Raw genomic sequence first — 25,717 nt, forward strand, 5'->3', positions numbered from 1 at the left:
TCTGATAACGGACTTGCACTTGGGTTTGATGATTTTCCAACACAGCCGATGGATGGTAGAGCAAAGGGCGAGGGCAGCCGCTCGGTTGGCTTGGCGCACGTCAACCTTTGCGAGCAGGATCGAGGGGTTTTTGCGGGTATCGAGGGGCGGGGGATGGCGCTTGGAGGGGGGCGAGATCGTGCCGAACGGCACGCCGAAAGAATTGCGCGTGGGTCAGGGAGTTTTCCGCGCGCGGTGGCGGATGCAAGCGAGGGTACAAAACCGTTGAGCACAGCACTACTGCGCTGAGCGCGTCCAGACCCGCACGTAATCGATGCGAAACACCGACGGCAGGTCAGCATCGTCGACCACCCCGAACCAGTCCCACATCGCTTCGCTGTCGAAAACGATTTGCATGGGGAAGTGCCAGTAGGTGTTCTTCGCCTCCCGGACCAATACGCCGTCGACGTACCAGCGCAAGGTCTCGGGTTGCCAGTCGAAACCGTAGACATGAAAGGTACTGGCCAGCCGCCACGGTGCAATCCAGGTGCTGCCGGAACTCAGGTGTTGATCATTCTGCGGTCTGGCCCAGACATGGGCGTTCATGTTGTACCGGCGGTCGAACGCTTCGTCGCGGGTTTTGCCGCCGATTTCGAATATGTCGATTTCCGTGGCGTTGTCCGGCAGCCCGGTCCACGCCAGCCAGAACGCACTGGAGCCGGCAGAGTTCATCGGCTTCGCCCGGGCTTCGTAATAGCCGTACATGCCCCGTTCGTTGGTGCGCACCATCGCCGAGCTGTAGTCCTTGTAGCCCAGGGCGACGTATTTTTCCGGGAGGGTCTGTTTGCGGAAGGTGATGTTCAGATTACCGCTGCCGACCTTGGCGTTCTCCGGCAAAAACAGCGCCGGTTTGCGCCCGAGGGAATCGGTACCGGTGGCGTTGTTGACGTGCCAGCGCTCGACATCGAGGGTGCTGCCGTTGAATTCGTCGGACAGCCGTGTATCGAGTTTCCAGCCGCCGGCATTGGCCTGATCCGACAGCGGCAGATCGGGCGTAACGTGCGTCGGGGTCGCGCCTAACGGGCCGACGCGGGTCCAGGCATCGGCCTGCTGCGGAATGGCGACCGCCCATTTCTGCGCGAGATACTCGAACACATTGCGGCGTTCTTCCTGGCTGCTGAATGGACGGTCATACACCAGTACTTCGGCGATGTCGCCACGGAGGATTTCCGAGGTGCCGACGACGTTGCGCGCCACCGCGAACGGGCCGATCGGCACGTCACTGGTTTCCAGCAACGCCAGCGCCGGCTCGTAGGCGGTGGTCTGCTGCACACTGATGCCGAAATTCGGTGCGACGTTGTCGTTGTCCGCCAGTTGCGGCCGCGAGCTGAACAGGCGCTGCCAGGCCTTGCCGCCGGCCTGCTCGGGCAGACGCCGCGAGACGATAAAGACTGTCACCGGGCCTTTGCTTGTGCGGATCGCCTGGCCCATGAACGCCGCCGTGCCGCTGAAACGCACCACGCCGTGGCCGTTGAGGGCGTTGTCGACGCGCGTGGGCAATGTCGTCGCCGCGCGGTTGTCGACAGTGACGTCATTGCCCTTGCCGGATTTGTCCCGCCAGCGCACGACCTGGTTTTGCCCCTCCAGAGTCATCGAGGCGGGATCATTGCCGTCCAGCCACAGCACCAGTCCATCGGTGACCGGTCGTGGAATATTGGCGCTGACGCCAGCACTCAGCAGCAGCAAAACCAACAGCAAGCATGGTGATCTGTTCATGAGTCGTCCCTAACATGGATGTGCGCCGGTTCAGCTGCCCACCGCCAGCAGCGGCGCCGGTTGCGGGCGGTAGCCCCATGGGTTGCTGGTCTGCCAGCGCCAGCTGTCGATGAGCATTTGCGTCAGCTCGCGTTGTGCCCGCCAGCCCAGCTCGCGCCCAGCCTTGCTCGCGTCGGCGCGGCACTCGGCGACATCACCGGCGCGGCGGGCAGCGAACCGGTAGGGAATGCGCAGGCCGGTGACGTCTTCGAAGGCGCTGATGATCTGCAATACGCTGTAGCCGGTGCCGCTGCCGAGATTCCATACGTGCAGGCCACGCTCGTCGCCTTGCAAAACCTGCAGCGCCTTGAGATGACCTTCGGCCAGATCCAGCACATGGATGTAATCGCGAATACAGGTGCCGTCAACGGTTGGATAGTCATTGCCATAAACGGTCAGCGCATGTCGCTGGCCGCTGGCAACCTCGGTCAGGCACGGCAGCAGATTGTTCGGCCGACCGTTGGGTGCTTCGCCGATCAGCCCGCTCTGGTGCGCGCCGATCGGGTTGAAGTAACGCAGCACAGCGATGTTCCAGCGTGAATCGGCGAGGGCAAGGTCGCTGAGCAATTCTTCGATCATCAACTTCGAGCGCCCGTAGGGATTGGCCGGTTTGCCGGTGCCGTGCTCTTCGACGATGGGCATGCGGGCCGGCTCGCCGTACACCGTCGCCGAGGAACTGAACACCAGATTGAACACGTGGGCGCGGGCCATCGCCTGACACAGGTTCAGCGTGCCGAACACATTGTTGGCGTAGTAATCCATCGGCCGGCGCACGCTTTGCGCAACGGCTTTGAGCCCGGCGAAATGCAGCACGGCGTCGATCGCATAGGTGCTGAAAATCTCGTCCAGCAGCGCGGCGTCGCGGATATCGCCCTCGATGAAATCGACGTGCGAATGACTCAACAGCTCTAGCCGTGCGACTGCTTCGCGGCTGCTGTTGCACAGATTGTCGAGGATCAGAACCGAGTGTCCAAACTCGATCAATTGCAGTGCCGTGTGCGAACCGATGTAGCCGGCACCGCCCGTGATCAACGTGGTTTTGCGCATGACGACGTGCTCCATTGCGAGGAAATCCGGCTCAGCGGGCGGTGAACACCAACTTGAATTCTTGCGGCCAGCGCGGGTGCAGCAGGCTGTAGGCCAAGGCATAGGTCAGCGTGCCGATGGCAATGTCGCCGGCCAGGTGCGCATAACCGGACAGGCCGGTCTGCCGCGACAGCCACATCACCACGACGACCATCACGAAAGAGGCAAGCAGGCTGCGGTAACTGGACTGAAAGAAGCTGCGCCAGTCGTAACCGATCGCGGCGTGCAGGCCGCGTACCTGCAGCGGCGTGATCAGCAGCATGCGCAGCAGCAATGCCAGCGCCGCCGCCATGCCGCCGTAGGTCGCGCCGAGCAGATAGACCAGCGCCAGCGCGAGCAGGGTGGTGGCAACTTCGGCCTTGAGCGTCAGGTGCGTGCGATTGACCGCCACCAGCGCAGTGGTTGCATACAGCGCCAGATTGCCCAGCGCCGCCGTGCAGGCGAGCACTTGCAGCAAGGGAATCGCGGCGGCCCATTTCGCGCCGAAGATCAGCAGGATGACGTCTTCGGCGGTCAGGGCGATGCCGAAGAACAGCGGCGTGAGCACGAAGCCGCTGATCACCGTGGAATCGCCAATCATCCCGATCAGCCGCGCCGGTTCGGCACTGCGCCGGGCGAACACCGGCAAGGCGTAACTCATCAAGCCGTTGTAGATCGCCGAGCGCGGCAGGTCGATGATGCGCATGGCCAGATTGAACATGCCCACCGCGTGCGCCCCGGCAGTCAGGCCGAGAATCAGATTGACGCCGCGTTGCAGGGTTTGCGAACTCATGACATTGACGCAGACCGGCAGACCGGCGCGCAGCAGTTCGCTCAGCACCTGGCGGTCGATCAGCAAGGGAATGCGCCGACGTTCGCTGCGCATCAGCACCAGCGTGGAAATGCCGTCCATGATCAGCGCCTGCGCGACCACCGCCCACGGGCCGAAACCCAACAGCGCCACGGCCACCCCGCCGACACCGCCAGCCACTTTGCCGAGCAAGGTACGCGAGGCCAGCAGCTTGAAGTTGCCGCTGCGGCGCATTTGCGCCACATACACCCGCGCCATCAGGGTGAAAAGGATTTTCACCGAGGCCACAGCGGTCATCCAGCGCAGCGCGGTGGACGGCGTATAGAGCACCATCGCCAGCGAAATCAACGCGATCGATAGCAGGCTGACCAGCACCGCAAACCAGAACACGCTGCTGATGTGTTTGTCTTCCATCCGCTGCAGGCGCACCAGCGGGTCTTCCAGCATCGACGAGAACAGAATGCCGACCACTTCGACCACGGCGATGATCAGCGTGCCGATGCCCAGCTCCGTCGGCGTCAGCAAATGCGCGTAGACGACAAAGGTAATCATCGACAGGAAAATCAGACCGAACTTCTCGGTGAAAATCCATGCGAGGGTCATCAGGCGACGGTTGGCCATGGCGCGATCCCTGAAATTCAGCGGCTGTTGCCCAGACTTTTGAAGCAGGCGTAGAGGTAGCGCAGGGTCGGTTTGCCCCGGGAGAACAACAGCGTCTGCCACGAATGCCCGAGCATCTGCCGGAACACCTCGATAACCCGTCGATGATCGCCGCGCCGGGAGAAGGCATTGAGAAATTCCGCGTGGTTGGCGAGAACGAAATAGATCCGCTGTTGCTGGTTCAAACGGGTGCCGTAACGCGCCAGGTACAGCTGGATGAAGCGCAGCTTGTGCGGGTAATACTTGTGCGGTTGCGCGGTGATGTTGGCGGCATTGACGGCGCGCCAGTGCAGAATCTGCGGCACGCTGTGGATCTCGCTGATTTCCGCGATGCGCGTCCACAACAGGCGGTCCTCGGCAAAACGCAGGCTCTGATCGAAGCCGCCAATGGCGACGATGATCTCGCGCAGGGCGAGTACGCCGGAGGTGCCGTTGATGATGTTCTCGCGCATGAAGTCGGCAAAGTGCTCGCCGTGTTTACAGCGATCCTCCAATTGGCGTTTGCCATCACTGAATTCGCTCATCTGAAAGCAATCGATCAAACCGACTTTGCGTCCCTGTCGGGTCAATTCCGCGTGCAGTGCCAGTTGTTTTTGCAGTTTTTCCGGATGCCAGCGGTCGTCGGCATCAAGGAAAGCGATAAAGGTTTCTTCGGCGCTGAACACGCCGCGATTGCGTGCACTGGCCGGGCCTTGGTTGGGCTGCTGCAACAGCACGATGGGGAAGGGCGCGGCGTACTGCCTGACGATCTCTGGCCCGGCATCGCTGGAACCGTCATCAACGACAATGACTTTGTCCGGCGGGCGGGTCTGTGCGCACACCGAGTCCAGTGTGCGTTGAATGCTGGCGGCGGCGTTGTACAGCGGAACCACCACGCACACGGTGACGGCCGAGGGATCATTCAGCATGGGCGTTGCTCCCGGAAAGTGCCGCGCATTGGCCGAGCATTCGCCGCTGGCAGCGGCTGCGGACGAGCGACGAGGTGGTGGCGGAAGGTCAGGCTGAGCACGCAGAAAATCAGGAACTCGCCCGAGCGGTAGTTGGGAATCACATAGGCGACGTAATTGGTAACGACGAACAGGCCGATGATCACCAGCGCACAGGCCTGATAGCGCGCCGACTGATCCGCCGTGATTGCCCGATAGCGCTTGCTCAGGGTCTGGGCAAACATCAGCAGCAGGGCGATCAACTGGATCAAACCGCCGTTGAGCAGGGTTTCAACGTAGCCGCTGTGGGCATTGCCGATGTAGCCCCAGCGCGTGATAAACGCATCGGCATCGGCACTGGCCCAGAACGCGCCGAAGCCGTAGCCCTTGAGAAATTGCGCATCGATCAGCGGCTGCAACAGCTCCCAGATCAACGTGCGGTCAGTGAGTGACGGGTCGCGGCCGACCAGTTCCAGCAGCATGGCGTAGTTGGCGTAAAGCACCCCACACAAGAGGAAGAACACCAACGTGGCGGCGGTGAAGGCCAGCAGTGAGCGGTTGATGCGCAGCCGGATCAGCGTGATGAAGTAGGCGTAACTGGCGGTGCCGGCGACGATCAGCGCAATCGCCGTGGCTGACTGCGCCAGACCGATGGCGATCAGCGCGAACAGCCCATACAGCATGGCCAGCGGGTTGCGCTGGCGGATCATCGGCAGCAGCAACAGGATCGCAATCGCGTTCAGGCGTGCGCCAGCGTTCTTTTCCGCGAACACCCCGCGAAAGGCCCCGTCACGGATGCCGCCGGAAATAAAGGCGATGTCCGGGCGAATCACGGCGAAGATCAACCCGACCAGCGCCGCTGCACCGATCACGCAGCCGAACAGAAAAGCGATCCGCTCGATGCTGTAGCGCCAAGCGATAAAACCGGCAAAAAACACCACGCTGAGCAGCGCAATGAAACGCTTGAAACTGAGCATCGGCTCGCTCGACCAACTGATCGACGCCGCCACGCAGCCGAGAAACAACAGCAAAAACAGGTTCTGCCGGTAGAAACTCTTGCTGAGGAACACTTTGTGGCGAATGAAGAAGAACAGCGGCACCAGCAACGTCAGCAAGCCGCAGACCTGATTGGCCAGATTGCCTTCCAGATCCTGCTGGGCATCGTCCAGCGTGCTCACATTCCCCAGGCGCAGAAAGAAGCCGATCACTTGCGTATAGAACAGCACGCCAAACAAGGTGAAGGCGTCGGCCAGTGTCGAATAACGCACTTGCAGGCGGTTCATCTCAGCGCCTCCCGAGTAACGCCTTGAGGTAGGTCTGCACCGCGCGGCCGCTGACGAAGCGCGCGGCGGCATCAATCCGCCGCTGGCGATGCAGGGCTCGTGGTGCGGCCATTTGTGCGCTGATTGCGCTGGCGAGCGCGGCCGGATCGTCAACCTCGACCAAGGGGGCGACGGCGCCATCGCCGAGGATTTCCTGCGGGCCGTACGGGCAGCGGGTCGCCACGACCGGCGTGCCGGTCGACAGGGCTTCGACCAACGCGTTGGGGCTGCCCTCGAAACGCGACGACAGGACGAAACAGTCCGCTCGGGCAATCTCGGCGATAGGGTCACTGGCGTATCCCGGCAGATCACAACGCTCTGCGACGCCGAGCGCTGCCGCTTGGGCCAGCAGTTCGCCGCGCAGGGCGCCTTCGCCGAAGATGATCAGCCGCGCATCGCGTTGCGGCAGACGGGCGAAGGCGTCGATCAGAGTGTCGAAGCCCTTTTGTTGCGCCAGTCGACCCACGGCGACGATCACCGGGGTGGTTTTGTCCTTCAGCCAGGGATGGCTGGGCGCGGCGGCGGGTTTGTCACGAAAATCGTTGTCGAGCACCGGGTTGTCAGCGGTCGTCACATCGCGCGCGCGGGCGATGGTGGTGTCGACCAGATCCTCGGCGACGCCTTGTGACACGCAGATCACCGGGTTGGGAATCAGCCGGTACAACCACGGCGCCAGCCAGTAGGCGAGCTTGACCGACAATGCCGGGTTGACGTGTTTGTCCCGCGAAAAGGCATTGCGCTCGCTGACATGCAGCCGCGCCAGCGTCCCGGACAGCGCGGCGGCGGCAATCGCCACGACGTTGACGTGGGTGAGGGCGGCCAGTTGCGCGTCGTACTGATTGCTGCGTAAAAACCGTGTCAGTGCCGGCACAGCCGCCGCGCTGCGCGGACTGTCGAGCAGCACTTGCCTGACCCGCGGATCGAGCGCCGGCTGATTGATGCCGGCACCGGTGAGCATCAGCAGCGTGACTTCGTTGCCGGCCTCAACCAAGGCACCGGCGAGGCGCACCATCATTTTCTCCGCGCCGCCGGCGCCGAGGTCCTGGAGAATGATCAGCAGCTTTTTCATCGGTTCCACACCTGGTAATAAGCCTGCGCGGCGTACTGGCTGGTATAGGGCAGGATCGCGTCGCTGACTGAGCGTCGGGGCGGCGGCTCGGGTTCGCGGCTGGCCAGACTGTCGAGCAGCGCCTCGGCCAGGGCTGGCACATCGTTGACGACGACCAAACGCCCGAGGCGTCCATCGTCGAGCAACTCGCGCGGCCCGCTGCCGCAATCGGTGGACATCACCGGCGTACCCAGCGCCAGCGCCTCGACCAACACCGTCGGCAAACCTTCGTGCAATGAGCTGAGCACCAGCAACTGCGCATGGCGGATCAGCGGATAGGGATTGCGCAGATGCCCGGTGAAATGCACCAGGCGTTCGATGCCCAGCCGTTGTGTCTGCGCTTCAAGCGCTGCGCGTAACGGCCCGTCGCCGGCAATTACCAGATAGGGCAGCGGGCGTTGTTGCGCCGCCAGCGCGTAGGCGTCGAGCAGCAGCGCGAAGCCCTTGGTTTCCACTAGCCGGCCGACACCCAGCCAATAATGATGGGGCACGCCACCGGGCAACGGCGCCTGAGCCGCACGCAACAGTTGCTCGCTGATCACCGCGTTCGGGCAATAACGGATGCGCGGCTGGCCCCACGGCATCAACCCGGCAAGCGACTGGCGCAGACCGTGGGACACCGCGACTACCTTGCCGCTGCCGCACAGGTACAGCGCGTACAACAGGCGCAGGCTGGCGCGCCCGGTGTTCTGCTCGGCGCAATCCAGCGCGGCGTGGCGGGTGTAGATGACTTTGCAGGCACTGCCCAGGGTGGCGAACCAGGTGCAGAGGTTGGCCTGCTCCTTGGCACCGATCAGGTGCGTCACGCCTTCGCGGCGAATCAACCGGCGCAGCAGCACGATCGATTTCAGCCAGCCAGCGAGCCCACTGCCGCCACCGGCCATGCTCGGCGCGCCGTCGACGTTGGGCGAGTCGCCGTTCATGACGAAAAAACTCACCCGCCGGCCGTCCGCCAGAAACTGCTCGGCGAGGCGTTGCTGCACGCACTCGACGCCGCCGCCAGTCTGGTAATCCTTGAGCGTGAACAGAATATGCATCGGCACAATCCTCATGGGGCAGTGACATTGATTGCCACTTGCTGGCGCAGAATCAGTTCGGTCAGGCGCAGGGCATTGCTCGGGTAGTCGAGCAGGTAGCGCTTGATCGTGTGCGGCTCGCGGTACATGCGGTAAAAGGCGCGCAGGTGCAGGCGATTGATAGCGTCGGGGTAGTAACGCTCGCTGGCATTGGCCTCCTGACGAATGAAACCGCCGCAGGTGAACGCCACGCCGCTGAAACCACCGCGCAGTGCTTCGAGGATAAAGCGCTCCTGCAGACCGGCGCCAAGGCCGACCAGCAGCAGGTTGGTGCGCTGTCGGCGGATGTCAGCTTGAATTGCCGCACCTTGTTCGGCGTCGAAGTAACCGTTGTGCGCGCCGACCAGTTGCAGGCGCGGGTACTGCATACCGAGCTTGTCAACGAAACGATCAAGCTCGGCCTGCCGCGCACCGACCACGTAGACGCGTTTGCCGCGCTGCTCGGACTCGCGCAACACCGGATCGGCAATCGAGGTGAAATCGAAACTGACCCGCTGCACCGCGCGCCCGGTGATGCGCGACATGAACCCGGACATCAGCATGCCGTCGCAGAAATACGCCAGCGACGGCGGCGGCTGGCGGATGAAACTGCCGATCGAGGCGAAGTTGAGAAAGGAGAACGCCCGGTTGGATTCCAGCAGGGCCGGCGAATAACGGTCGAGCAATTCCAGGCGGATCATGACGCGAGATCCTGTGCTTCAGCGGCGCAGGTTGGCCGGCCGACGCTGATGTAGGTGAAACCGCGTGCGCTGAGGCGTTGCGGATCGAACAAATTGCGGCCATCGAAGATCAGCGGATTTTTAAGCTGGCGGGCGAGCAGTTCGAAGTCCGGCGCGCGAAACGCTTGCCACTCGGTGACGATCACCAGCGCGTCGGCATTTTTCAGCGCCGCCTCTTTGGTGCCGGCCAGCGTCAGGTCATCGCGCGGGCCGTAAAGCTGCTGCGCCTGTTCCATGGCTTTCGGGTCGAATGCCTGCACATTGGCGCCGGCTCGCCACAACGCCTCCATCAACACGCGGCTGGGCGCTTCGCGCATGTCATCGGTGTTGGGCTTGAAACTGAGGCCCCACAGCGCGAAGGTCTTGCCTTCCAGCGCACCGTTGAAGTGCTCGGCGATCTTGTGGAACAGCGTGCTTTTCTGCTCGTTGTTGCGCGACTCGACTGCGCGAAGCAGGCGCGCATCGATGTCGACGCCGTGGGCGGCGTGGATCAGCGCGCGCACATCCTTGGGAAAACACGAACCGCCGTAACCGATGCCGGGATAAATGAACTGGTAGCCGATGCGCGGATCCGAGCCGATGCCATGGCGAACCATTTCGATGTCGGCGCCAAGCTTTTCGGCAAGCCCGGCCATCTCGTTCATGAAGCTGATCTTGGTTGCCAGCATGCAGTTGGCGGCGTACTTGGTCAGTTCGGCGCTGCGCACATCCATGACGATGATTTTTTCGCGGTTGCGATTGAACGGTTCGTAGAGCTCGCGCATCAGCGCTTCGGCGCGCGGGCTGTCGGTGCCGATGATGATCCGGTCGGGGCGCATGCAGTCGTCGACCGCGCAGCCTTCCTTGAGAAATTCCGGATTGGCGACCACGTCGAAGGTCAGCGCAGCGCGGCCGCTCTCGGCGAGGATGGCGCTGATGCATTCGCGTACCCGATCCGCCGTGCCCACCGGTACCGTGGATTTGTCGACGATGATCTGCTCGCCGCGCAGGTGCTCGCCGATGGTGCGGGCGACGCTGAGCACATGTTTGAGATCCGCCGAGCCGTCCTCGTCCGGCGGCGTGCCGACCGCGATCAGCAACACATCGCCGTGCTTTACCGCAGCGGCCAGATCACTGCCGAATTGCAGACGGCCGCTGTGATGATTGTCCCGCACCAGGCTTTTCAGGCCGGGTTCGTAGAGGGGCAGAGTGCCGTCGTTCAAGGCCTGCACCTTGGCCGCGTCGACATCCACACACAGCACGTTGTGGCCGACCTCGGCCAGCGCGGCGCCCTGGACCAGTCCGACATAACCGATACCGAATACACTCACATTCATGGGAAAACCTCATGCGTGGCGGGGTGGGCCAGAGCGCTGGCCGCTGTCAGTAGATGTTTTTCGAGAACAGGGTGAAGGGCGTCTTCAGGAGGATCTTGATGTCCAGCCACAGCGACCATTGATTGATGTAATTGAGGTCCTGGGCGACCCGGCGCTGCATCTTTTCCACGGTCTCGGTTTCGCCGCGGTGCCCGGTGATCTGCGCCAGCCCGGTGATGCCAGGCTTGAGCCGATGCCGTGCCATGTAGGCGCGCACCTTGCCGGTGTAATAGATGTTGTGGGTGACCGCGTGCGGACGCGGCCCGACCAGCGCCATGTGGCCGAACAGCACGTTGAACAGTTGCGGCAGCTCATCGATGGAGCTGCGCCGCAGAAAGCGTCCCAGCGGTGTGACGCGGTCGTCGTCGCGGGTGGCCTGACGCACTTGCTGATCGTTGTGCACGCGCATCGAACGAAACTTCCACACGCGGATCACTTCGCCGTCGCAGCCATGGCGGTTCTGCTTGAACAGCACCGGTCCCGGCGACGTCAACTTGATCGAAATGGCCACGCCGAGCAGCAGCGGACTGAGCAGAATCAGCGCTACCGCTGCAACGCTGCGTTCGAACAGGTCCTTGCAGAACAGGCTGCCGGGGTGCGAGGTAAGCAGGCTTTCGTTGAGATAGATCGCCGGCATCCGCTCGATCTCGGAGATCGAATGATTGAGCAAGACCATGCTGCCCAGGTCCGGAATCCAGACGACGTCGACGTTCATGTCGAGCAGATTGATGTACAACGCTTCGATCGTCGCCGCCTCGGCCATCGGCAGCACGATGTACACCCGCCGCGCCTGCAAGCGCGTGATGATTTCGCGGATGTCCTCGACTTCACCGAGCAGCGGCAGAATGCTCGGCGCCGGGCCGCTGTCGGCTTTCGCCGCGACAAACCCGAGCAGTAACGCGCGATCCGGGTCGAGGAGTTTGCGCGCCAGTTCATGGGCGGTCGGGCAGGTGCCGATGATTACCGCGCGGCGCTCGTTGCAAATCATTTTGGTGTACATGCGCACGAACAGATGCAGCGGCAGAAACGTCGCCGCCTGGGCGAGAAAACCGACCACCGCCCAGACAATCACCACCTGCCGGGAGAACAACGCGCTGGTCTGGGTGACGAAGGCGATGCTCATCAGCAGTCCGAGCAGAATCAGCCAGCCGGCCAGCAAACGGCCGAGCCCGACCAGCAGGCCATGACGTTTGTGGTAGACCTGAACGAGGCTGTAGACCGGCATCGAGCCGAGCACCGTGAGGATGATCAGTAGCCGGTATTCACTGGGCAAGGCGCCGATGCGCCAGTGGACCAGAACAATCAGCAACAGATTGACCAGGGTCATTGCGCACAACCATTGCCCCCAGAAGGTGAGGCCGCGACGGTGTGCCATTTGCGCGGAATATTGCGAGGTCATCGGCGCGATCTCCGATTCATCGAACAGGGAAGGACAGGCTACGGCCGGGCGGCACGGCCCGAAGGATCAGCGCGGGGCGAAGTCGTAGTCGTAGAAGGAACGGGAATGGCCATGGCCGTACTTGCGCGCCTTGCGCAGATCGACCTGATTGAGCACCACGCCGAACACCGGCGCCTGGCTCTGCTGCAATACGGCGATGCTTTTGCGCACCTGGCCGACCGGCGTGCTCTGCGCCTTGACCACGTAGATCACCGCATCGGAATGCTGGGCCAGCAACAGCGCGTCACTGACGATTTCCGCTGGCGGCGAATCGATGATGATGTGCCGGTAGCGCGACTTGAGAATCTGCAACAGCCGACCGAGGCGCGGTGAGCTGAGCAAGTCCTGCGCGGGGGCCACGGCGTTGCTCGAACTGCTCGAGGCTTTCAAGCGTGGTGCCTCGAACGGGTCCAGCGCTGCGGGCGTCAGGCAGCCGGCCGGGAGCATGTCCAGATTACCGACACTGCGAATGCAGTCTTCCAGCCGCGCGCTGCCGGCCATGAGGTTGGCGAGGCCGGGGCTCTGCGGCGGGAAATCGAAATTCAGCGACAGCGTCGGCTGCCGCATGTCGGCATCGATCAGCAGCACCCGTTCCAGTGGCGCCAGTGACGAGGCAAGGTTGTTGGCGATGGTACTTTTGCCTTCGCCCGACACCGAGGAAGTGACGAGCACCACCTGCGCCGGGCGTTCGTTGTTCTGCAGCATCAGCCAGGTGCGCAGGTTGCGGATGGTTTCGCAGAAGCGCGGGTGGTCGTTGTCTTCGAACAACCGCGCCAACTGCCGCCGGCTCTTCTTCATCACCAGCGGCACGACGCTGAGCAACGGCACATTGAGCAGACTCTCGACGGTGTCGTCGGTCTTGAAGGTGTTGCTCAGCGTATCGAAGAGGAAGGCGAGGGCGACGCCAACCACCGCAGCGACCAGCGCAACAATCGCGAGAATCAGGTTCTTGCGCGGTTTGCTCGCTTCCAGCGGTGCGATCGCCGGGTCGACGATGCGCGCCTTGGCCGAATCCATGTCCGAAGTGGCGGCGGTTTCCTTGAGGCGGGTGACGAAGGTTTCGTACAGCGCCCGGGTGCTGTCGACTTCACGCTGGAATTCGCGCAGCTGGAATTCCTTGCGCGAAATGTCCTGAATCTGCGCTTTGTTGCTGTTGAAGGATTTGCGCAGGGCGTCTTCGCTGGCCACCGCCAATTGGTATTGACGCTCGATGCCGGCGACCACTTGCTGCACTTGCAGACGCAGACTGTTGGCGGCGGTGCGCTGTTCGGAACGGGCGGATATCAGCGCCGGGTGTTTCGGCCCGTAGCGGCCCGACAACTCCTCGACTTTGGCCTGAGCCTTGGCCAGATCAGCCTGGAACTGCTGAATCAGCGGATTGCTCAGCACTGCCGGCACGCTGGACAAACGACTGATGTCGCCGTTGCTCAAGGCTTGCGCCTGACGGAACTGGCTCTCCGCTTCGGCACGATCGCGGCGCGCATCGATCATGCGGTTGCCGGTCATCTGCAGCTCGTTGGCACTGATGGTGGCGACACCGTCTACATCGACCAGACCCTGTTCCTCGCGATAGGCCTGCAACTTGTTTTCGGCGACGCGCAGGTTGTCGCGCAACTCGACCAGGCGGGTGTTCATCCAGCTGGTGTTGTTTTGCGAAGACTTCAGGCTGGTGTCCTGCTGGCTGTCGATGAAGCCTTGCGCGAGGGCGTTGGCCACCGCCGCAGCGAGTGCCGGGTCGGGCAGTTCGACGTCGATCTCGAGCAATTGACTCTTGCCGACAAACTTGACGCTGGTGTGCAGCATCAGGTTTTGCGTGACGTCATTGAACACTTGCTCTTCGGTCGCTGGCGGCTTCGGCGGCGGCAACAGGTCCAGCCATGGCAGCCACTGGTCGCGATTGAGCTCCGCCAGCCATTGGCGCGGGGTGAACCAGCTCTGCGCCTGCTGGCGTGGATCGGTGATCGGGTTAATAGTCAGGCCAAGTTTGCGCACGGCGCGCTCGGCCAGTTCCCTCGATTGCAGCAGGGCTTGCTGGGTCTGCAAGTAATCAGTGGTGGTGGCGCCGCCGGATTCGGCGGCCTGCTGAAAACTCAACACCGGTGGCGTCTTGTCCTTGATCAGCAACGTCGCACTGCCGACGTATTGCGGCGTGATGAACGACAGCGCCACCACGGCCAGCGCGCAACTGAGCAGCACAAGCCAGGCGATGTTCCACTTCGCCGACCAGATCACCCGCCACAGATGCAGCAGATCAAGGGTGTCCGACTCGTCGGCGGCTTGCGTTGGCAAGTGGCCCTGGAGCGGACGTTCGAGGTAGGTGCTTGGGCTGTTGTCCATGATCAGAAAAAGCCTTGTGCAATGGAAATGGTGTCGCCGGGGGCGATGACGGTGGTGCGCGAAATGTTCTCAGTGACCGGTGGGCCGCCACTGCCGCGCAGGATCGTCACGCGTTTCATCGAGGCGCGTTCGGTCAGGCCGCCACCCAGGGCGATGGCTTTTTCCAGGGTCAGGCCGGGCTGAAACGGATAGCTGCCGGGCTTCTGCACCTCGCCGTTGATGTAGAACGGGCGGTACTCGATCTGGCTGAGGCTGACTTTCGGATCGACCAGGTAGCCTTGCTTGAGGCCGTCGACGAGCTTTTGTTCGACCTGATTGGGCGTCAGGCCCTTGGCGACGATTTCGCCTAAAAACGGATAGGAAAAGGTGCCGGCATCGTTGAGGCGGATCTTCTTGAAGCTCAGTTCCGGCTCGCCGAACACGATGATGCGCAAGACATCGCCAGCGGCCAGGCGGTAATGGGTGTCGGTGTCCGCCGCCTCGACCGTGGGCACTGTCCAGAGCAGCAACAACAATAAAATCAGGCGCGTGTGCATGGCCCAACCCTCCTAAAGACTGACGTCGAACGTGATCTGGAAAACATTGCGGGTGAAGCTTTCGTTGTCGGCATCGGAGTCGTTGTCGCGGTGGCGGTAGGCGACTTCGACGTCCAGCCAGCGGCGCATTGCGTAATTCACGCCGAGTTTGTAATCCTGCAAATCGTCGCTGCGATCCTGGCCTTCGTAGACGTAATGGCCCATGCCGGCTTCAGCAATCGTGGTAATGCGCTCGGTCCAGCCGTGGCGCCAGCCGAACTGGGTGAAGGTGGCTTTCACCGCGTCGGAGCCGTCATCGCCTTCGGCCATGGCCTGGCGCGCGAGGAAGGTGAAGGTCGAGTAGGTGCGCGGTTTCCACGCCAGATCCACTTGCCAGGTGGGGTTGCTCAGGTCGTCGGAACCGCTCTGGTCGAAATTCTTGCGCTCGTAACCGACGCGCAGCTTGCCGGTGGTTTTCGCTGTCATGTCCCACTCGGCCCCAGCCAGCACCGCGTCGGAGCGACTGCTGCGCGGGCTGTTCGATTGCAGGTAATCGAAGCGGGTGTGGTCGTATTCGAGCAGGCCACGGGTCTTGCTGCCGAGGCGGTGATACCAAGTGCTGGACAGATTGCTGGTGTTGCGCTCCTTGTCATCGTTGATGCCGTCGGAGTTGTCGTAGCGCAGCCTTGCGTAACTGGCGCCGAGGTCGATCTGGTTCAGCGCACTGCGCGCGCCGAAGGTGTAGACGCCGCCGACGCGCTGGCTCTCGATTTTGTCGTTGATGCCGTCGACGGCGGTCGAGGTGGTGCGCTCGTACTTGCGCGCCTCGGCTTCGAGTTTCAGCCGATGCCGATCGGTGAATTCCATGATGCTGTCGGCGCGCAGACGCTGGGCGGTGTTCGAAGCGTCCGAGGCGCTGTGATAGATGTAGCGGGTCGGCTCCCAGATCACCCGCGTGGCACTGTTGCGGTCCTCGGCTTTGAGCTCGAAGGCCGGCGCCAGGCGGGTGACCATGGTCGATTCGACATCGTGTTCGACTTCACGAAAGTTGTCGTCGTAGCTTTCCGACAAGGCAAAGGTCGGGGTGAAATCGAAGCCGTACACATTGATCGCTTGCGGCTCAACGCTCCAGGCAGCTTCGGGGGCACAGCAGGCGACGACTAAAACCAGGGAACAGCGAGGCTTCAGAGCCATGGATCACGCTCCTGATTAAGGGGGTCGGGGTCAGGGCGAAGCGGATCCGGACTATTGTCGCTGGCGTTCGAGGTAACTCAGCGGGACGCTGACGTGCTGTTGGCGGTTGAGGAAATTGAGCAGGATCATCACCCGTTCATCACCCTGCATGGAGAGGAACACGCCTTCGAGCGGGGACAGTGGACCTTGGACGATTTGCAGAGGTTCGCCGGGCTTGAGTGTCGGTTCCGCAGGAAAGCCGATCGACTCCTGACTGCGCTCACGCAATTGCGCGATCACGTCTTCATCGACCCGGGCGGGGACATGGTTGAATTCGACGATGCGGCTGACACCACGGGTCGAGCGAATCGGTGCCCAGTTGTCGTCGCGGCTCAGTTGAATGAACACGTAGCCGGGGAACAGCGATTCCAGTGTTCGTTGGCGTTTGCCACGAATACTGCGCTCGCTCATCAGCTGCGGCCGGAAGGTCGAATAGTTCTGTTGCTGCAGATTGAGTTGTGCCCGTTCATCCTGGCGGGGCTTGCACTGCAATAAATACCAGTTAGAGCCGTTGCGGCAAACCGTTAGCATGCTGGAGTACTCCATACATAGCGATCGTTTAAGCAGGACGGCCGATAGCGTGGGACGAGCCGTCATGCTTGCTAGTAGGTAGTAGGCTGATCAAGGCAAAGTGCCGAGCCAGATGCATCAATGTTTATTGGCAGAAGAAGTGTTTCAAAAATGAATCAACTTGGTTGGTTATTGTTATATCCGTGGCCGTCTTGGCTATAACGAATCGGCGCGCTTTCATTCAGGCAAAGCTACCGCACGGTTCGCAGTTGCGACCTTCAGGATCCAATTACATAAGTAGCCGGAGAGCAGAAAAGTGCGCGGCGGCGCGAGCTCTTCGGGCAGTGCTAAGTTATCGGCCAGTCTTTGCAAGCTGTCAATTAATAACAGTCAAAAAGACTGCCTTTCATCCGCTGATAATGGCCGTGTTTCGTAAGTCATTGTTTGTGAACGGTGAAATTTATTCGTCGGATTTTTTAAACTTTTCGAAGTTATTGAAGTCGCGGGTGTTAGATGGCGTCCGTGATAGCAAATTAGTTTCAATCTTACATCTTTCGATTCATCGGCAGTTCGGCTTTTAAATACCTCGCGTCGGATGCTGCTGGCCAGGGTAACTAGGGTCGTCTATCAATAGTTGCCGTTGTTGGCCGGTAAATGTTCGGTGCTGTGTATCTCCTTAAAGTCCAACCGGTGAGCCGAGGTGATCATGAGTGTTCTGGTAACAGGTGCCGCAGGTTTTATCGGTTATCACACGGTCATGCGTTTGTGTCGCGAGGGGCTCGAGGTTGTGGGTATCGACAATCTCAATCCTTATTACGACGTCAAACTCAAACAGGCGCGTTTGCACAGATTGCAGACGCTGGCCAATTTCACTTTCCATCGACTGGACATTGTTGATCAGGCGGCGTTGAACGCGCTGTTACAGCACGGACACTTCAAACAGGTCATTCACTTGGCCGCCCAGGCCGGTGTGCGCTACTCGCTGGACAATCCTGATGCATATGCGCAATCGAATCTGGTCGGGTTTCTCAACGTATTGGAAGCTTGCCGTCGCCATCCGCCGGAGCACTTGATCTACGCCTCGAGCAGCTCGGTGTATGGCGCCAATACCAAGATGCCGTTTGCAGAAGACGACCCGGTCGACCAACCGGTTTCGTTGTACGCCGCGACCAAGCGTGCCAACGAATTGCTCGCGCACAGTTACTGCCATCTCTACGGTTTGCAAGCCACCGGCCTGCGCTTCTTTACCGTGTACGGCCCGTGGGGGCGGCCGGACATGGCGCTGTTCAAATTCACCGAAGCCATGCTGCACGGGCGCGCCATCGACCTTTACAACCAAGGCGAAATGGCGCGGGATTTCACCTACATCGATGACATCGTCGAAGGGATTTTGCGACTGCTCGACAAACCGCCCGCACTCAGCGCCGAGCGTGGTACTAACCGGCTGTTCAATATCGGTCGCGGCAGTCCAGTAGCGCTATTGAGCTTCGTCGAATGCCTGGAGCAGGCATTGGGCATGAAGGCCCAGCGCCGTTATCTGCCAATGCAGGAGGGCGATGTATTGAAGACCTGGGCCGACGTGTCGGCGCTGGCACGCTGCATCGACTTCAGCCCGCAGGTGCCGATCGAGCAGGGCGTGCAAGCGTTCGTGCAGTGGTATCGCGAGTTCTATCAGGTCTGATTCAGTGCAGGGTGACGGCCCTGCGACTTTCCCCGATGCGGATCCGGTCGAGGGCGCGATTCAGCGCATCCAGTGCATCGAGCAGCGCCTTGGCCTCGGCCTCACGACCGTCACCCCACAGGCGTTCGGCCATTTTGTTCAAGGCCAGAATGGCGCGTTCGATGTCGGCTGCGCTGGCGGTGCTGTCAGGGGCTGGTGGTTTTTTCGGCATTCAGGGTTCCTCGGCGGTCGGCAAATCACCATACCGCCAAGGCGCCGAGCAATACAGCGACAAGTGTCCCCGATCAGCAGCTAATGCTGTCTGGTCAGCGATTAGCCTCAGTCAACCCCGCCTCGATAAACCGCACCGAGCTCTCCAGCGCCTGCTGCCCCTCGGCCAGCATGCCCGCGTAGAAATGCCAGGCGTGAAACATGCCGGGCCACACTTCAAGATTGACCCGGACGCGGTTGTCCGCCAGGTGATTGGCCAGACGCATGGCGTCACTGAGCATCAGTTCGTTTTCGCCGATCTGCACCAGAATCGGTGGCAGTCCGGTGACGTCGGCGAACACTGGCGACGCCAGCGGATGGTTGGCCAAGGTGTCGCCGAGAAAGGCTCGCGCGAGGATGTCCAGCACGGGCTTGGAGTTCAGCGGATCAAGGCCTTCACGATTGCTCATGGAGGCGCCGGTGTGTTCGAGGTTGGCCCATGGCGAGATTGACGACCCCACCGCTGGTAATGGCAGGCCTTTGGATTTTGCCGCGACCATCACGCTGACCACCATCGCGCCACCCGCCGACTCGCCTGCGAAGGCAATCTTGCTGGCGGCGATGTTCTGCTCGAGCAGCCACTCATAGGCGCGCAAAGTGTCATCGATGGAGGCGGGGAACTGATGCTCGGGTGCAAGGCGGTAATCCGGCATGTACACCCGCGCGCCAAGCATTTTTGCGTAGTTGCCGCCAATGCCGTGGTAGCCGTCAGGTCGACCGACGATGTAGGCGCCACCGTGGATGGACATCAGCACCGCGTCGGTCTTGAGTTCATCCGGAGTCACCAGCGTAGCGGGCACGCCGCCCATGTCGACTGTTTCAAACCTCACGCCAGCCGGCGGCTGATTCTGCCCGAGCATTTTTGCGTAGGCATCGCGGATGTCGCTCATCTGTGTGGTGGTATCGGTGCCCTTGAGTACGGGTACCAGATCGCTGAGGCTGTTGGCCCAGGTTTGCACGGCTGCTTTTACTTCAGTGTTCATATGACCTCAATCAGGCGTTGGTGATGGATTAACTAATCGAGATGTTATGCTCATGATTAGGGAATAGGGTTCCCCATAACCGGTGCCAAGCCGCTTGAATGCCAAACCCGGAGGCCACATGGAACTGCATAACCTGAACGACATCGCCGCCTTCGTCGCCTCGGTGGATGCCGGAAGTTTTACGGCGGCGGCCAGGCAACTCGGGCTGACTCGCTCGGCCGTCGGTAAATCGATCGTGCGGCTCGAATCGCGTCTGCAGGTCCGTCTGCTCAACCGCACCACCCGCAGCCTGAGCCTGACCGACGATGGTCGGGTGCTGTATGAGCGATGCGTGGGCATCCTGCAGGATCTGGACGAGGTCGAAGAAGCTTTGGCGTTCCGCCGTTCGACGCCCAGCGGCCGCTTGCGCATGAGCCTGCCGGTAGCACTGGGCCGGCTGCACGTTGTGCAGCACATCGAGCGCTGCCTGAGAGACTGGCCGTCGCTCGCCATCGACGCGACGTTTTCCGATCGGCTGGTCGACCTGATCGACGAGGGTTTCGATCTGGCGATTCGCATCGGTCCGCCCAAGGAAGACTCCGGACTACTCACGCGCACGGTGGCTTACCAGCAAATGATCACCTGTGCCTCGCCCGATTATCTGAAAGAACATCCGGCACCGCAGACACCCGAAGATCTCGCCGGGCATGCGTGCCTGCACTTCGTCAGCGGCGGCCGATTGCTGCCGTGGAATTTTCGCGTCAATGGTCAGCCTGTGTCGGTCATTCATGCCGGGCGGCTGCAGATGGACAGCGCTGAGGCCTTGCATCAGGCGACTGCCGCAGGCCTCGGTATCGCGACGTTGCCATCCTATGTAGTCAACGATGACTTGCGCAGTGGCAAGCTCGTGCAGTTGCTCGCAGATTACGCCGAGGCTGCCGAGCCGATCCGGGTGATTTATCCGAGCAAGCGACACCTGTCGCCGAAGATTCGGCTGTTCATCGACAGACTGGTGGAAGCGTGGTCGCCGGCGCCTTGGGACTGATCAATCGGCGATAGAAGCTGTGCCGAAAATTCACAGCAGGTGTGCTTTTTCAGCTATATCCAGCCAATCTTGGCGAGCCGTACTCTTGCAAACAGTGGCGCAGAAACTTGCGTGTCATCGCCACTGTAATCCGATGATGTCTGTGCTCGGCACGGATCATTTGAAGGAACAATAAAAACAATATCTGCGGGAGATGAATCCAATGAGACTCGCTCAAGAGGAAGCCGTGGCCGTGGCGGCTACCGCGAAAAGCTGGCTGAAAGCTGCCGGCATCCTGCTTTGCCTGTCCACTCCGGTTGCCGCGCTCGCGGACATCAGGATCGGTGCGCTTTATCCCCTGAGTGGATCCCTGGCGTTGCTGGGCGACGAGAGCTTCCGTGGCCTCGAACTGGCCGTCGCCGAACGAAATGCCTCGGGCGGTTTGAAGGGCGAGCCGATCAAGTTGCTCAAGGCCGACGCAGTCGATGCGGGACAAGCGGTCGGTGCCGCGCGCCGGCTCACCTCTGTTGAGAACGTCACTGCTGTATTTGGCAGCTATTCCTCGGCGCTGTCATTTGCGGCCACGCAGGTGACGGAGATGGCGGGGGTGCCGTTTTTCGAGTTGGGTGCGGTGTCCGACCACATCACTGAGCGTGATCTGAGCTACGTGATGCGCAGCAACCCGACCGCCAGGAATTTTGCCGAAGGCACCATCACCGCCATCACGGAGATTGTCAGCCCATCGCTCAAGGTCGATCCGAAACAATTGAAGGTCGCGATCATCCACGAGGATGCGCTGTACGGTACGACCATCGCCGGGTTTCAGAAAAAGATCGCTCAGGAGCAAGGTCTGAATGTGGTCGAGGTACTGCCGTATTCGGCCAAAGCGGTTGATCTCTCATCGCTGATCCTGCGTTTGAAGGGCGCCCAGGCGGATGTGGTATTGCAGACCAGTTATCAGAACGACACGACGCTGTTTTTCCGCCAGATCCGCGAAGCCGGTTTCAGGCCCAAAGCCGTTATCGGCGCCGGCGGCGGCTATTCCATGCAGGACACGGTCAAGGTCGTCGGCGCAGCCAATATGGAAGGCGTGCTCGATGTCGATTTCCCACAGTTCCAGACCAATGAAAACGGCGCTCCCGGTATCGGGGCGTTCGCCAAGGCATACAAGGATCGCTACGGCAGCGAACCGCGCTCGGGCCACAGCCTGATCAACTATGTCGGGGCGAAGATATTCCTCGATGCCATGGAAAACAGTACTTCGCTGGACGCCGATGCGATCCGTGCCTCGGTGGCAACCATCGATATTCCTCTCGGTGGCACGGCTGCCGGCATCGGTGCCAGGTTTGGCAAGAACGGCCAGAACCAGCGCGCCAATACGGCAATCATGCAGTGGCAGAACGGACTGCTGAAAACCGTTTACCCCCAGGCAGCCGCCGTTGCCCAAGCGCGTTTTTCCGACCAACCCTGATACCTGAACCCGCAATCTGCTGAAGCTTGATCATTGAGCTTCACGGGTTCGTTCGCTCGCAAAGAGGGCGCCAACCGTGGAAATTTTCATCCAGCTCCTGTTGAACGGCTTATTGCTCGGTGGCACGTTGGCCATCATCAGCATCGGCCTGACTCTGATTTTCGGCATCGTGCGAGTGGTCAACTTCGCCCATGGCGAGTTTCTGATGATCGGCCTGTATGCCGTGTACTTGCTGAATTCGCACTTCGGCATCCACCCGTATATGGCGATCATTCCTGCGACGATCCTGTTGTTTGCCGCTGGTGCGGCAATGCAGCGTTTCATCATTCAGCCGTTGCTTGGCGCCGAGGGACATATCCAGATTTTCGCCACCGTCGGCGTCTCGATTGCCCTGATGAACGGCGCGTTGCTGATCTTCGGTGCCGACGTCATGACGGTGAAGAACATCAGCGTCGGTACCACGACCGTCAGCTTCGGCGCCTTTCGCGTCAGCAGCGGTCAGTTGATCACGTTTGTCGCGTCGCTCGCACTGGTCGCGGGGCTGCACTGGTTTTTGCAGAACACCTTTCTCGGCCGGGCCGTGCGCGCTACTGCACAGCATCGCAACGCGGCGCAACTGATGGGCGTCAACGTCAAGAACATCTATGTGTTTGCCTTCGGCCTGGGTTGCGCCTGCCTGGGCGTCGCCTCGGGACTGATCGCCCCGCAATATCCGGTCTTTCCAACCGTTGGCACTTTCTTCGTGCTGACGGCGTTTGTGATTGTGGTGCTGGGCGGCCTGGGTAGCCTGTCCGGCGCACTGATCGGCTCAATGCTGATCGGCATCGTCGACAGTCTCGCCGGTTACTACATCGCGCCGGACCTCAAGGAGGTCGTCTACTTCACGATTTTCCTGGGCATCCTGGTGTTTCGTCCGACAGGTCTTTTCGGCGCCGGTCGCGGGTCTGAGTGAGGAAGATGTTCATGAATATTTTGCACCCGCGTGTCTATGTCAGTGCACTGGCCCTGGCGCTGTTACTGATCATTCCATTGAGCGTTGGCTCGCCGTTCGTTTATCACCTGTTCATCCTCATATGCAGTTATGCGGCACTGGCCAGTGCCTGGAACATCGTCGGCGGGTTTGCCGGCCAGCTGTCGTTGGGGCATGCCGTGTTCTATGGGGTGGGCGCTTACACGACGACGCTGCTGATGATGAAACTGGGCATCAGTCCATGGATCGGCATGTTCGCTGGCGCAATCCTATCGTCGATTGTCGCGGTGCTGATCAGTTGGCCGTGCTTCAGATTGCGCGGGCCGTTTTTTGCCTTGGCGACCATTGCGGTGCTGGAGGTCGTGCGTCTGGTGGCGATCAATCAGCATGACGTGACCGGTGGTGCGGCAGGGCTGGGCGTACCGCTGAAGCTCGGTTTCGAGTGGATGTTGTTCCGCCCGCGCTGGCCATACCTGCTGATTGCCTTCGCCTTTCTGCTCATCACATTGGCAGTGTCGTGGAAGATCAAGAATTCCCGACTGGGTTATTACCTGATCGCCGTGCGTGAGCGTGAAGACGCCGCCCATGCGGTGGGCGTGAACTCGGTCAAGGTCAAGCTGATCGCCGTGGTGTTGTCCGCATTTATCACCAGCCTGGTCGGCAGCTTTCACGCGATGTACCTGACCTTCATCGAACCCGGCTCGATGTTTTCTCTCGAGATGTCGATTCAGATCGCCATGTTCGCGTTGATTGGTGGACTGGGCACGGTATCGGGACCGCTGATCGGCACTTTGCTGGTGCTGCCGCTGGCTGAACTGGCACGCGGCTGGCTTGGCGATCTGGGCAGCGGGGTGCACGGTCTGGTCTATGGCATCGTGCTGGTCGTGGTGGTGCTGACTATTCCGCAAGGCGTGGTGGGGCGTTTTGGGGCCCGGATATTTGCCTGGATCGACTCATTGCCCGGCGGCCGTCGTTCGATGGCAAATACAAAAGCACCGATCGGGCCGACCTTGGCGCAAGCCCACTCGGCCACCCACGGTGAGCCGGTTCTGGTCGCAGAAAACCTGCACAAGTTCTTTGGCGGACTGCACGCCACCAACGATGTTTCGCTGAGCTTGGCCGAAGGCGAAATCGTGGGTGTGATCGGCCCGAACGGCGCCGGCAAAACTACGGTGTTCAACCAGCTCTCCGGGTTTCTTCTGCCATCCAAAGGCCAAGTGAAAGTGCGCCTGCTCAATGGCGACTGGGTCACCCCGAACAGCCCGGCCGAGTTCGCCCGGGCAGGCATTGGCCGGACCTTTCAGATCGTGCAGCCATTCGCTGATCTGAGTGTCTGCGAGAACATCATGCTCGGTGCATTCATGCACACCGCCGACGCGAAGGAGGCGAGGGCGATCGCCGAGCAAGTCGCCGAGCTGACCGAACTCACCGCGCTGCTCGACACCCGGGCGCGCAACTTGACGGTCGGCGGCATGAAGCGCCTGGAAATGGCCCGCGCTCTGGCGACCCGCCCGCGCATCCTGCTGCTCGACGAGGTCATGGCCGGCCTCAACCCGACGGATGTTGCCAAGGCCATCGCAGTCATTCGCCGGGTGCGTGATTCGGGCGTCAGCGTGTTGATGATCGAGCACTTGATGCAAGCCACCATGAGCCTTTCTGACCGCATCGTCGTGATCAGTTCCGGCACGCTGCTGATGCAGGGCGCGCCTCACGATGTGATCAACGATCCTCAGGTTATCGAAGCCTACCTCGGTAAGGAGTACAGCCATGCTTAAACTCGACAACGTCCACAGCGGCTATGGCGGTACGGAGATCCTTCGTGGCGTGTCGTTCGAGGTCAATGCCGGTGAGGTGGTGACTATCGTCGGCGCCAACGGCGCCGGCAAAACCACGACCCTGCGCAGCTTGTGCGGCATCGTCACACCGTCCCAAGGCACGATCGAATTCGAAGGCCAGCGCATCGATGGCAATCGCCCCGATCAGATTGTCGACGCGGGCCTGACACTGATACCGGAGGGGCGCCAGTTGTTTCCCTTCATCAGCGTGCGCGACAACCTCTTGATGGGCGCCTACAAACGCAGTGCACGAGCGGGCTACAGGCAGCGTCTGGACAATATTCTCGATCTGTTTCCGAGGGTGCGCGAACGTCTTGATCAGAACGCCGGGACACTGTCGGGCGGCGAACAACAAATGGTCGCCATCGCCCGGGGGCTGATGGCCGAGCCGAAATTGTTGATGTTTGATGAACCCTCGCTGGGCCTGTCGCCGCTGCTGGTGTCGCAGGTCTTCGAGATTATCAACAGGATTCTCCAGTTGGGCACCACCGTGTTGATCGTCGAGCAGAACATCGTTCATACGCTGCGCATTGCTCATCGCGGTTACGTGCTGGAGAACGGCGAAGTGGTGCTCAGCGGCACCGGCCAGGAACTGCTGGAAAACCCGCACGTCAAGCGTGCTTATCTGGGGCTCTGACCCAGTCCATTCATCTGCA

Annotated in this window: 22 protein-coding genes; 6 read left to right on the forward strand and 16 right to left on the reverse strand. The window is 61.2% G+C overall.

What is annotated here, in order from left to right; genetic code table 11:
* Positions 1-276: 276 nt before the first annotated feature.
* The 14 genes from AC0Z5Z_RS17780 to rfaH form a co-directional block, all read right to left on the reverse strand.
* Positions 277-1,755: a family 16 glycosylhydrolase gene (locus tag AC0Z5Z_RS17780; protein ID WP_485611425.1), complete on the reverse strand. Its 1,479-nt coding sequence runs from the start codon at positions 1,753-1,755 to the stop codon at positions 277-279.
* Between the two features lie 30 nt (positions 1,756-1,785).
* On the reverse strand, positions 1,786-2,841 hold the full coding sequence (gene galE / locus AC0Z5Z_RS17785; protein ID WP_485611426.1) for a UDP-glucose 4-epimerase GalE: 1,056 nt from the start codon (positions 2,839-2,841) through the stop codon (positions 1,786-1,788).
* Between the two features lie 31 nt (positions 2,842-2,872).
* The gene (locus AC0Z5Z_RS17790; RefSeq protein ID WP_485611427.1) at positions 2,873-4,291 is read right to left on the reverse strand and encodes an oligosaccharide flippase family protein; all 1,419 of its coding nucleotides are present in this window, start codon (positions 4,289-4,291) and stop codon (positions 2,873-2,875) included.
* A gap of 17 nt (positions 4,292-4,308) precedes the next feature.
* A complete protein-coding gene (locus tag AC0Z5Z_RS17795; RefSeq protein WP_305383005.1) occupies positions 4,309-5,238 on the reverse strand; it encodes a glycosyltransferase family 2 protein in 930 nt (309 codons plus the stop codon).
* Positions 5,232-6,539 carry an O-antigen ligase family protein gene (locus AC0Z5Z_RS17800; protein ID WP_252885930.1) on the reverse strand — a complete coding sequence of 436 codons (1,308 nt, stop codon included), beginning with the start codon at positions 6,537-6,539 and terminating at the stop codon, positions 5,232-5,234. Before AC0Z5Z_RS17800 ends, AC0Z5Z_RS17795 begins: the two co-directional genes overlap by 7 nt.
* Before the next feature lies 1 nt (position 6,540).
* The gene (locus AC0Z5Z_RS17805; RefSeq protein WP_485611428.1) at positions 6,541-7,647 is read right to left on the reverse strand and encodes a glycosyltransferase; all 1,107 of its coding nucleotides are present in this window, start codon (positions 7,645-7,647) and stop codon (positions 6,541-6,543) included.
* A complete protein-coding gene (locus AC0Z5Z_RS17810; RefSeq protein WP_485611429.1) occupies positions 7,644-8,723 on the reverse strand; it encodes a glycosyltransferase in 1,080 nt (359 codons plus the stop codon). Before AC0Z5Z_RS17810 ends, AC0Z5Z_RS17805 begins: the two co-directional genes overlap by 4 nt.
* Positions 8,724-8,734: 11 nt before the next feature.
* Positions 8,735-9,442 (reverse strand): WecB/TagA/CpsF family glycosyltransferase, encoded by a 708-nt coding sequence (locus AC0Z5Z_RS17815; RefSeq protein ID WP_122746365.1) that lies wholly within the window; start codon positions 9,440-9,442, stop codon positions 8,735-8,737.
* Positions 9,439-10,797 (reverse strand): UDP-glucose dehydrogenase family protein, encoded by a 1,359-nt coding sequence (locus AC0Z5Z_RS17820; RefSeq protein ID WP_485611430.1) that lies wholly within the window; start codon positions 10,795-10,797, stop codon positions 9,439-9,441. Before AC0Z5Z_RS17820 ends, AC0Z5Z_RS17815 begins: the two co-directional genes overlap by 4 nt.
* 46 nt (positions 10,798-10,843) lie before the next feature.
* A complete protein-coding gene (locus AC0Z5Z_RS17825) occupies positions 10,844-12,235 on the reverse strand; it encodes an undecaprenyl-phosphate glucose phosphotransferase (protein ID WP_485611431.1) in 1,392 nt (463 codons plus the stop codon).
* 66 nt (positions 12,236-12,301) lie between these two features.
* Positions 12,302-14,611 carry a GumC family protein gene (locus tag AC0Z5Z_RS17830; RefSeq protein WP_485611432.1) on the reverse strand — a complete coding sequence of 770 codons (2,310 nt, stop codon included), beginning with the start codon at positions 14,609-14,611 and terminating at the stop codon, positions 12,302-12,304.
* A gap of 2 nt (positions 14,612-14,613) precedes the next feature.
* Positions 14,614-15,147: a polysaccharide biosynthesis/export family protein gene (locus AC0Z5Z_RS17835; RefSeq protein ID WP_056785638.1), complete on the reverse strand. Its 534-nt coding sequence runs from the start codon at positions 15,145-15,147 to the stop codon at positions 14,614-14,616.
* A 12-nt stretch (positions 15,148-15,159) separates the two neighbouring features.
* Complete coding sequence (locus AC0Z5Z_RS17840) at positions 15,160-16,320, reverse strand: outer membrane beta-barrel protein (protein ID WP_236168958.1); 1,161 nt, start codon at positions 16,318-16,320, stop codon at positions 15,160-15,162.
* Positions 16,321-16,371: 51 nt separating this feature from the next.
* The gene (gene rfaH / locus AC0Z5Z_RS17845) at positions 16,372-16,890 is read right to left on the reverse strand and encodes a transcription/translation regulatory transformer protein RfaH (protein WP_056785643.1); all 519 of its coding nucleotides are present in this window, start codon (positions 16,888-16,890) and stop codon (positions 16,372-16,374) included.
* Positions 16,891-17,575: 685 nt separating this feature from the next.
* Between rfaH and AC0Z5Z_RS17850 the strand changes: the two genes are divergently transcribed.
* Positions 17,576-18,550 carry an NAD-dependent epimerase gene (locus AC0Z5Z_RS17850; protein ID WP_485611433.1) on the forward strand — a complete coding sequence of 325 codons (975 nt, stop codon included), beginning with the start codon at positions 17,576-17,578 and terminating at the stop codon, positions 18,548-18,550.
* A 1-nt stretch (position 18,551) separates the two neighbouring features.
* Here AC0Z5Z_RS17850 and AC0Z5Z_RS17855 read toward each other — a convergent pair whose 3' ends face one another.
* A complete protein-coding gene (locus AC0Z5Z_RS17855) occupies positions 18,552-18,761 on the reverse strand; it encodes a hypothetical protein (RefSeq protein WP_056785649.1) in 210 nt (69 codons plus the stop codon).
* A gap of 94 nt (positions 18,762-18,855) precedes the next feature.
* Positions 18,856-19,782, reverse strand: a complete 927-nt coding sequence (locus AC0Z5Z_RS17860) for an alpha/beta hydrolase (RefSeq protein ID WP_485611434.1) — start codon at positions 19,780-19,782, stop codon at positions 18,856-18,858.
* Between the two features lie 118 nt (positions 19,783-19,900).
* On the opposite strand from AC0Z5Z_RS17860, the gene AC0Z5Z_RS17865 reads away from it, so the two are divergent.
* The 5 genes from AC0Z5Z_RS17865 (at position 19,901) to AC0Z5Z_RS17885 (ending at position 25,698) form a co-directional block, all read left to right on the forward strand.
* Positions 19,901-20,806: a LysR family transcriptional regulator gene (locus AC0Z5Z_RS17865; RefSeq protein ID WP_256809917.1), complete on the forward strand. Its 906-nt coding sequence runs from the start codon at positions 19,901-19,903 to the stop codon at positions 20,804-20,806.
* Positions 20,807-21,008: 202 nt separating this feature from the next.
* Entirely contained in the window at positions 21,009-22,256 is a 1,248-nt protein-coding gene (locus tag AC0Z5Z_RS17870) for an ABC transporter substrate-binding protein (RefSeq protein WP_056785656.1), read from the forward strand.
* A 76-nt stretch (positions 22,257-22,332) separates the two neighbouring features.
* Positions 22,333-23,208 (forward strand): branched-chain amino acid ABC transporter permease, encoded by an 876-nt coding sequence (locus tag AC0Z5Z_RS17875; protein WP_024012825.1) that lies wholly within the window; start codon positions 22,333-22,335, stop codon positions 23,206-23,208.
* A gap of 11 nt (positions 23,209-23,219) precedes the next feature.
* Positions 23,220-25,001 (forward strand): branched-chain amino acid ABC transporter ATP-binding protein/permease, encoded by a 1,782-nt coding sequence (locus tag AC0Z5Z_RS17880; protein ID WP_252878103.1) that lies wholly within the window; start codon positions 23,220-23,222, stop codon positions 24,999-25,001.
* A complete protein-coding gene (locus tag AC0Z5Z_RS17885) occupies positions 24,994-25,698 on the forward strand; it encodes an ABC transporter ATP-binding protein (protein WP_073474647.1) in 705 nt (234 codons plus the stop codon). Before AC0Z5Z_RS17880 ends, AC0Z5Z_RS17885 begins: the two co-directional genes overlap by 8 nt.
* Positions 25,699-25,717: the final 19 nt, after the last annotated feature.

The organism is Pseudomonas sp. 1L-E-NC-VB-C3 (assembly GCF_057291535.1).

Coding starts and splice junctions, on each gene's coding strand:
- AC0Z5Z_RS17780 (WP_485611425.1), bottom strand. CDS start 1,755: ATGAACAGATCACCATGCTTGCTGTTGGTTTTGCTGCTGCTGAGTGCT.
- galE (WP_485611426.1), bottom strand. CDS start 2,841: ATGCGCAAAACCACGTTGATCACGGGCGGTGCCGGCTACATCGGTTCG.
- AC0Z5Z_RS17790 (WP_485611427.1), bottom strand. CDS start 4,291: ATGGCCAACCGTCGCCTGATGACCCTCGCATGGATTTTCACCGAGAAG.
- AC0Z5Z_RS17795 (WP_305383005.1), bottom strand. CDS start 5,238: ATGCTGAATGATCCCTCGGCCGTCACCGTGTGCGTGGTGGTTCCGCTG.
- AC0Z5Z_RS17800 (WP_252885930.1), bottom strand. CDS start 6,539: ATGAACCGCCTGCAAGTGCGTTATTCGACACTGGCCGACGCCTTCACC.
- AC0Z5Z_RS17805 (WP_485611428.1), bottom strand. CDS start 7,647: ATGAAAAAGCTGCTGATCATTCTCCAGGACCTCGGCGCCGGCGGCGCG.
- AC0Z5Z_RS17810 (WP_485611429.1), bottom strand. CDS start 8,723: ATGCATATTCTGTTCACGCTCAAGGATTACCAGACTGGCGGCGGCGTC.
- AC0Z5Z_RS17815 (WP_122746365.1), bottom strand. CDS start 9,442: ATGATCCGCCTGGAATTGCTCGACCGTTATTCGCCGGCCCTGCTGGAA.
- AC0Z5Z_RS17820 (WP_485611430.1), bottom strand. CDS start 10,797: ATGAATGTGAGTGTATTCGGTATCGGTTATGTCGGACTGGTCCAGGGC.
- AC0Z5Z_RS17825 (WP_485611431.1), bottom strand. CDS start 12,235: ATGACCTCGCAATATTCCGCGCAAATGGCACACCGTCGCGGCCTCACC.
- AC0Z5Z_RS17830 (WP_485611432.1), bottom strand. CDS start 14,611: ATGGACAACAGCCCAAGCACCTACCTCGAACGTCCGCTCCAGGGCCAC.
- AC0Z5Z_RS17835 (WP_056785638.1), bottom strand. CDS start 15,147: ATGCACACGCGCCTGATTTTATTGTTGTTGCTGCTCTGGACAGTGCCC.
- AC0Z5Z_RS17840 (WP_236168958.1), bottom strand. CDS start 16,320: ATGGCTCTGAAGCCTCGCTGTTCCCTGGTTTTAGTCGTCGCCTGCTGT.
- rfaH (WP_056785643.1), bottom strand. CDS start 16,890: ATGCTAACGGTTTGCCGCAACGGCTCTAACTGGTATTTATTGCAGTGC.
- AC0Z5Z_RS17850 (WP_485611433.1), top strand. CDS start 17,576: ATGAGTGTTCTGGTAACAGGTGCCGCAGGTTTTATCGGTTATCACACG.
- AC0Z5Z_RS17855 (WP_056785649.1), bottom strand. CDS start 18,761: ATGCCGAAAAAACCACCAGCCCCTGACAGCACCGCCAGCGCAGCCGAC.
- AC0Z5Z_RS17860 (WP_485611434.1), bottom strand. CDS start 19,782: ATGAACACTGAAGTAAAAGCAGCCGTGCAAACCTGGGCCAACAGCCTC.
- AC0Z5Z_RS17865 (WP_256809917.1), top strand. CDS start 19,901: ATGGAACTGCATAACCTGAACGACATCGCCGCCTTCGTCGCCTCGGTG.
- AC0Z5Z_RS17870 (WP_056785656.1), top strand. CDS start 21,009: ATGAGACTCGCTCAAGAGGAAGCCGTGGCCGTGGCGGCTACCGCGAAA.
- AC0Z5Z_RS17880 (WP_252878103.1), top strand. CDS start 23,220: ATGAATATTTTGCACCCGCGTGTCTATGTCAGTGCACTGGCCCTGGCG.
- AC0Z5Z_RS17885 (WP_073474647.1), top strand. CDS start 24,994: ATGCTTAAACTCGACAACGTCCACAGCGGCTATGGCGGTACGGAGATC.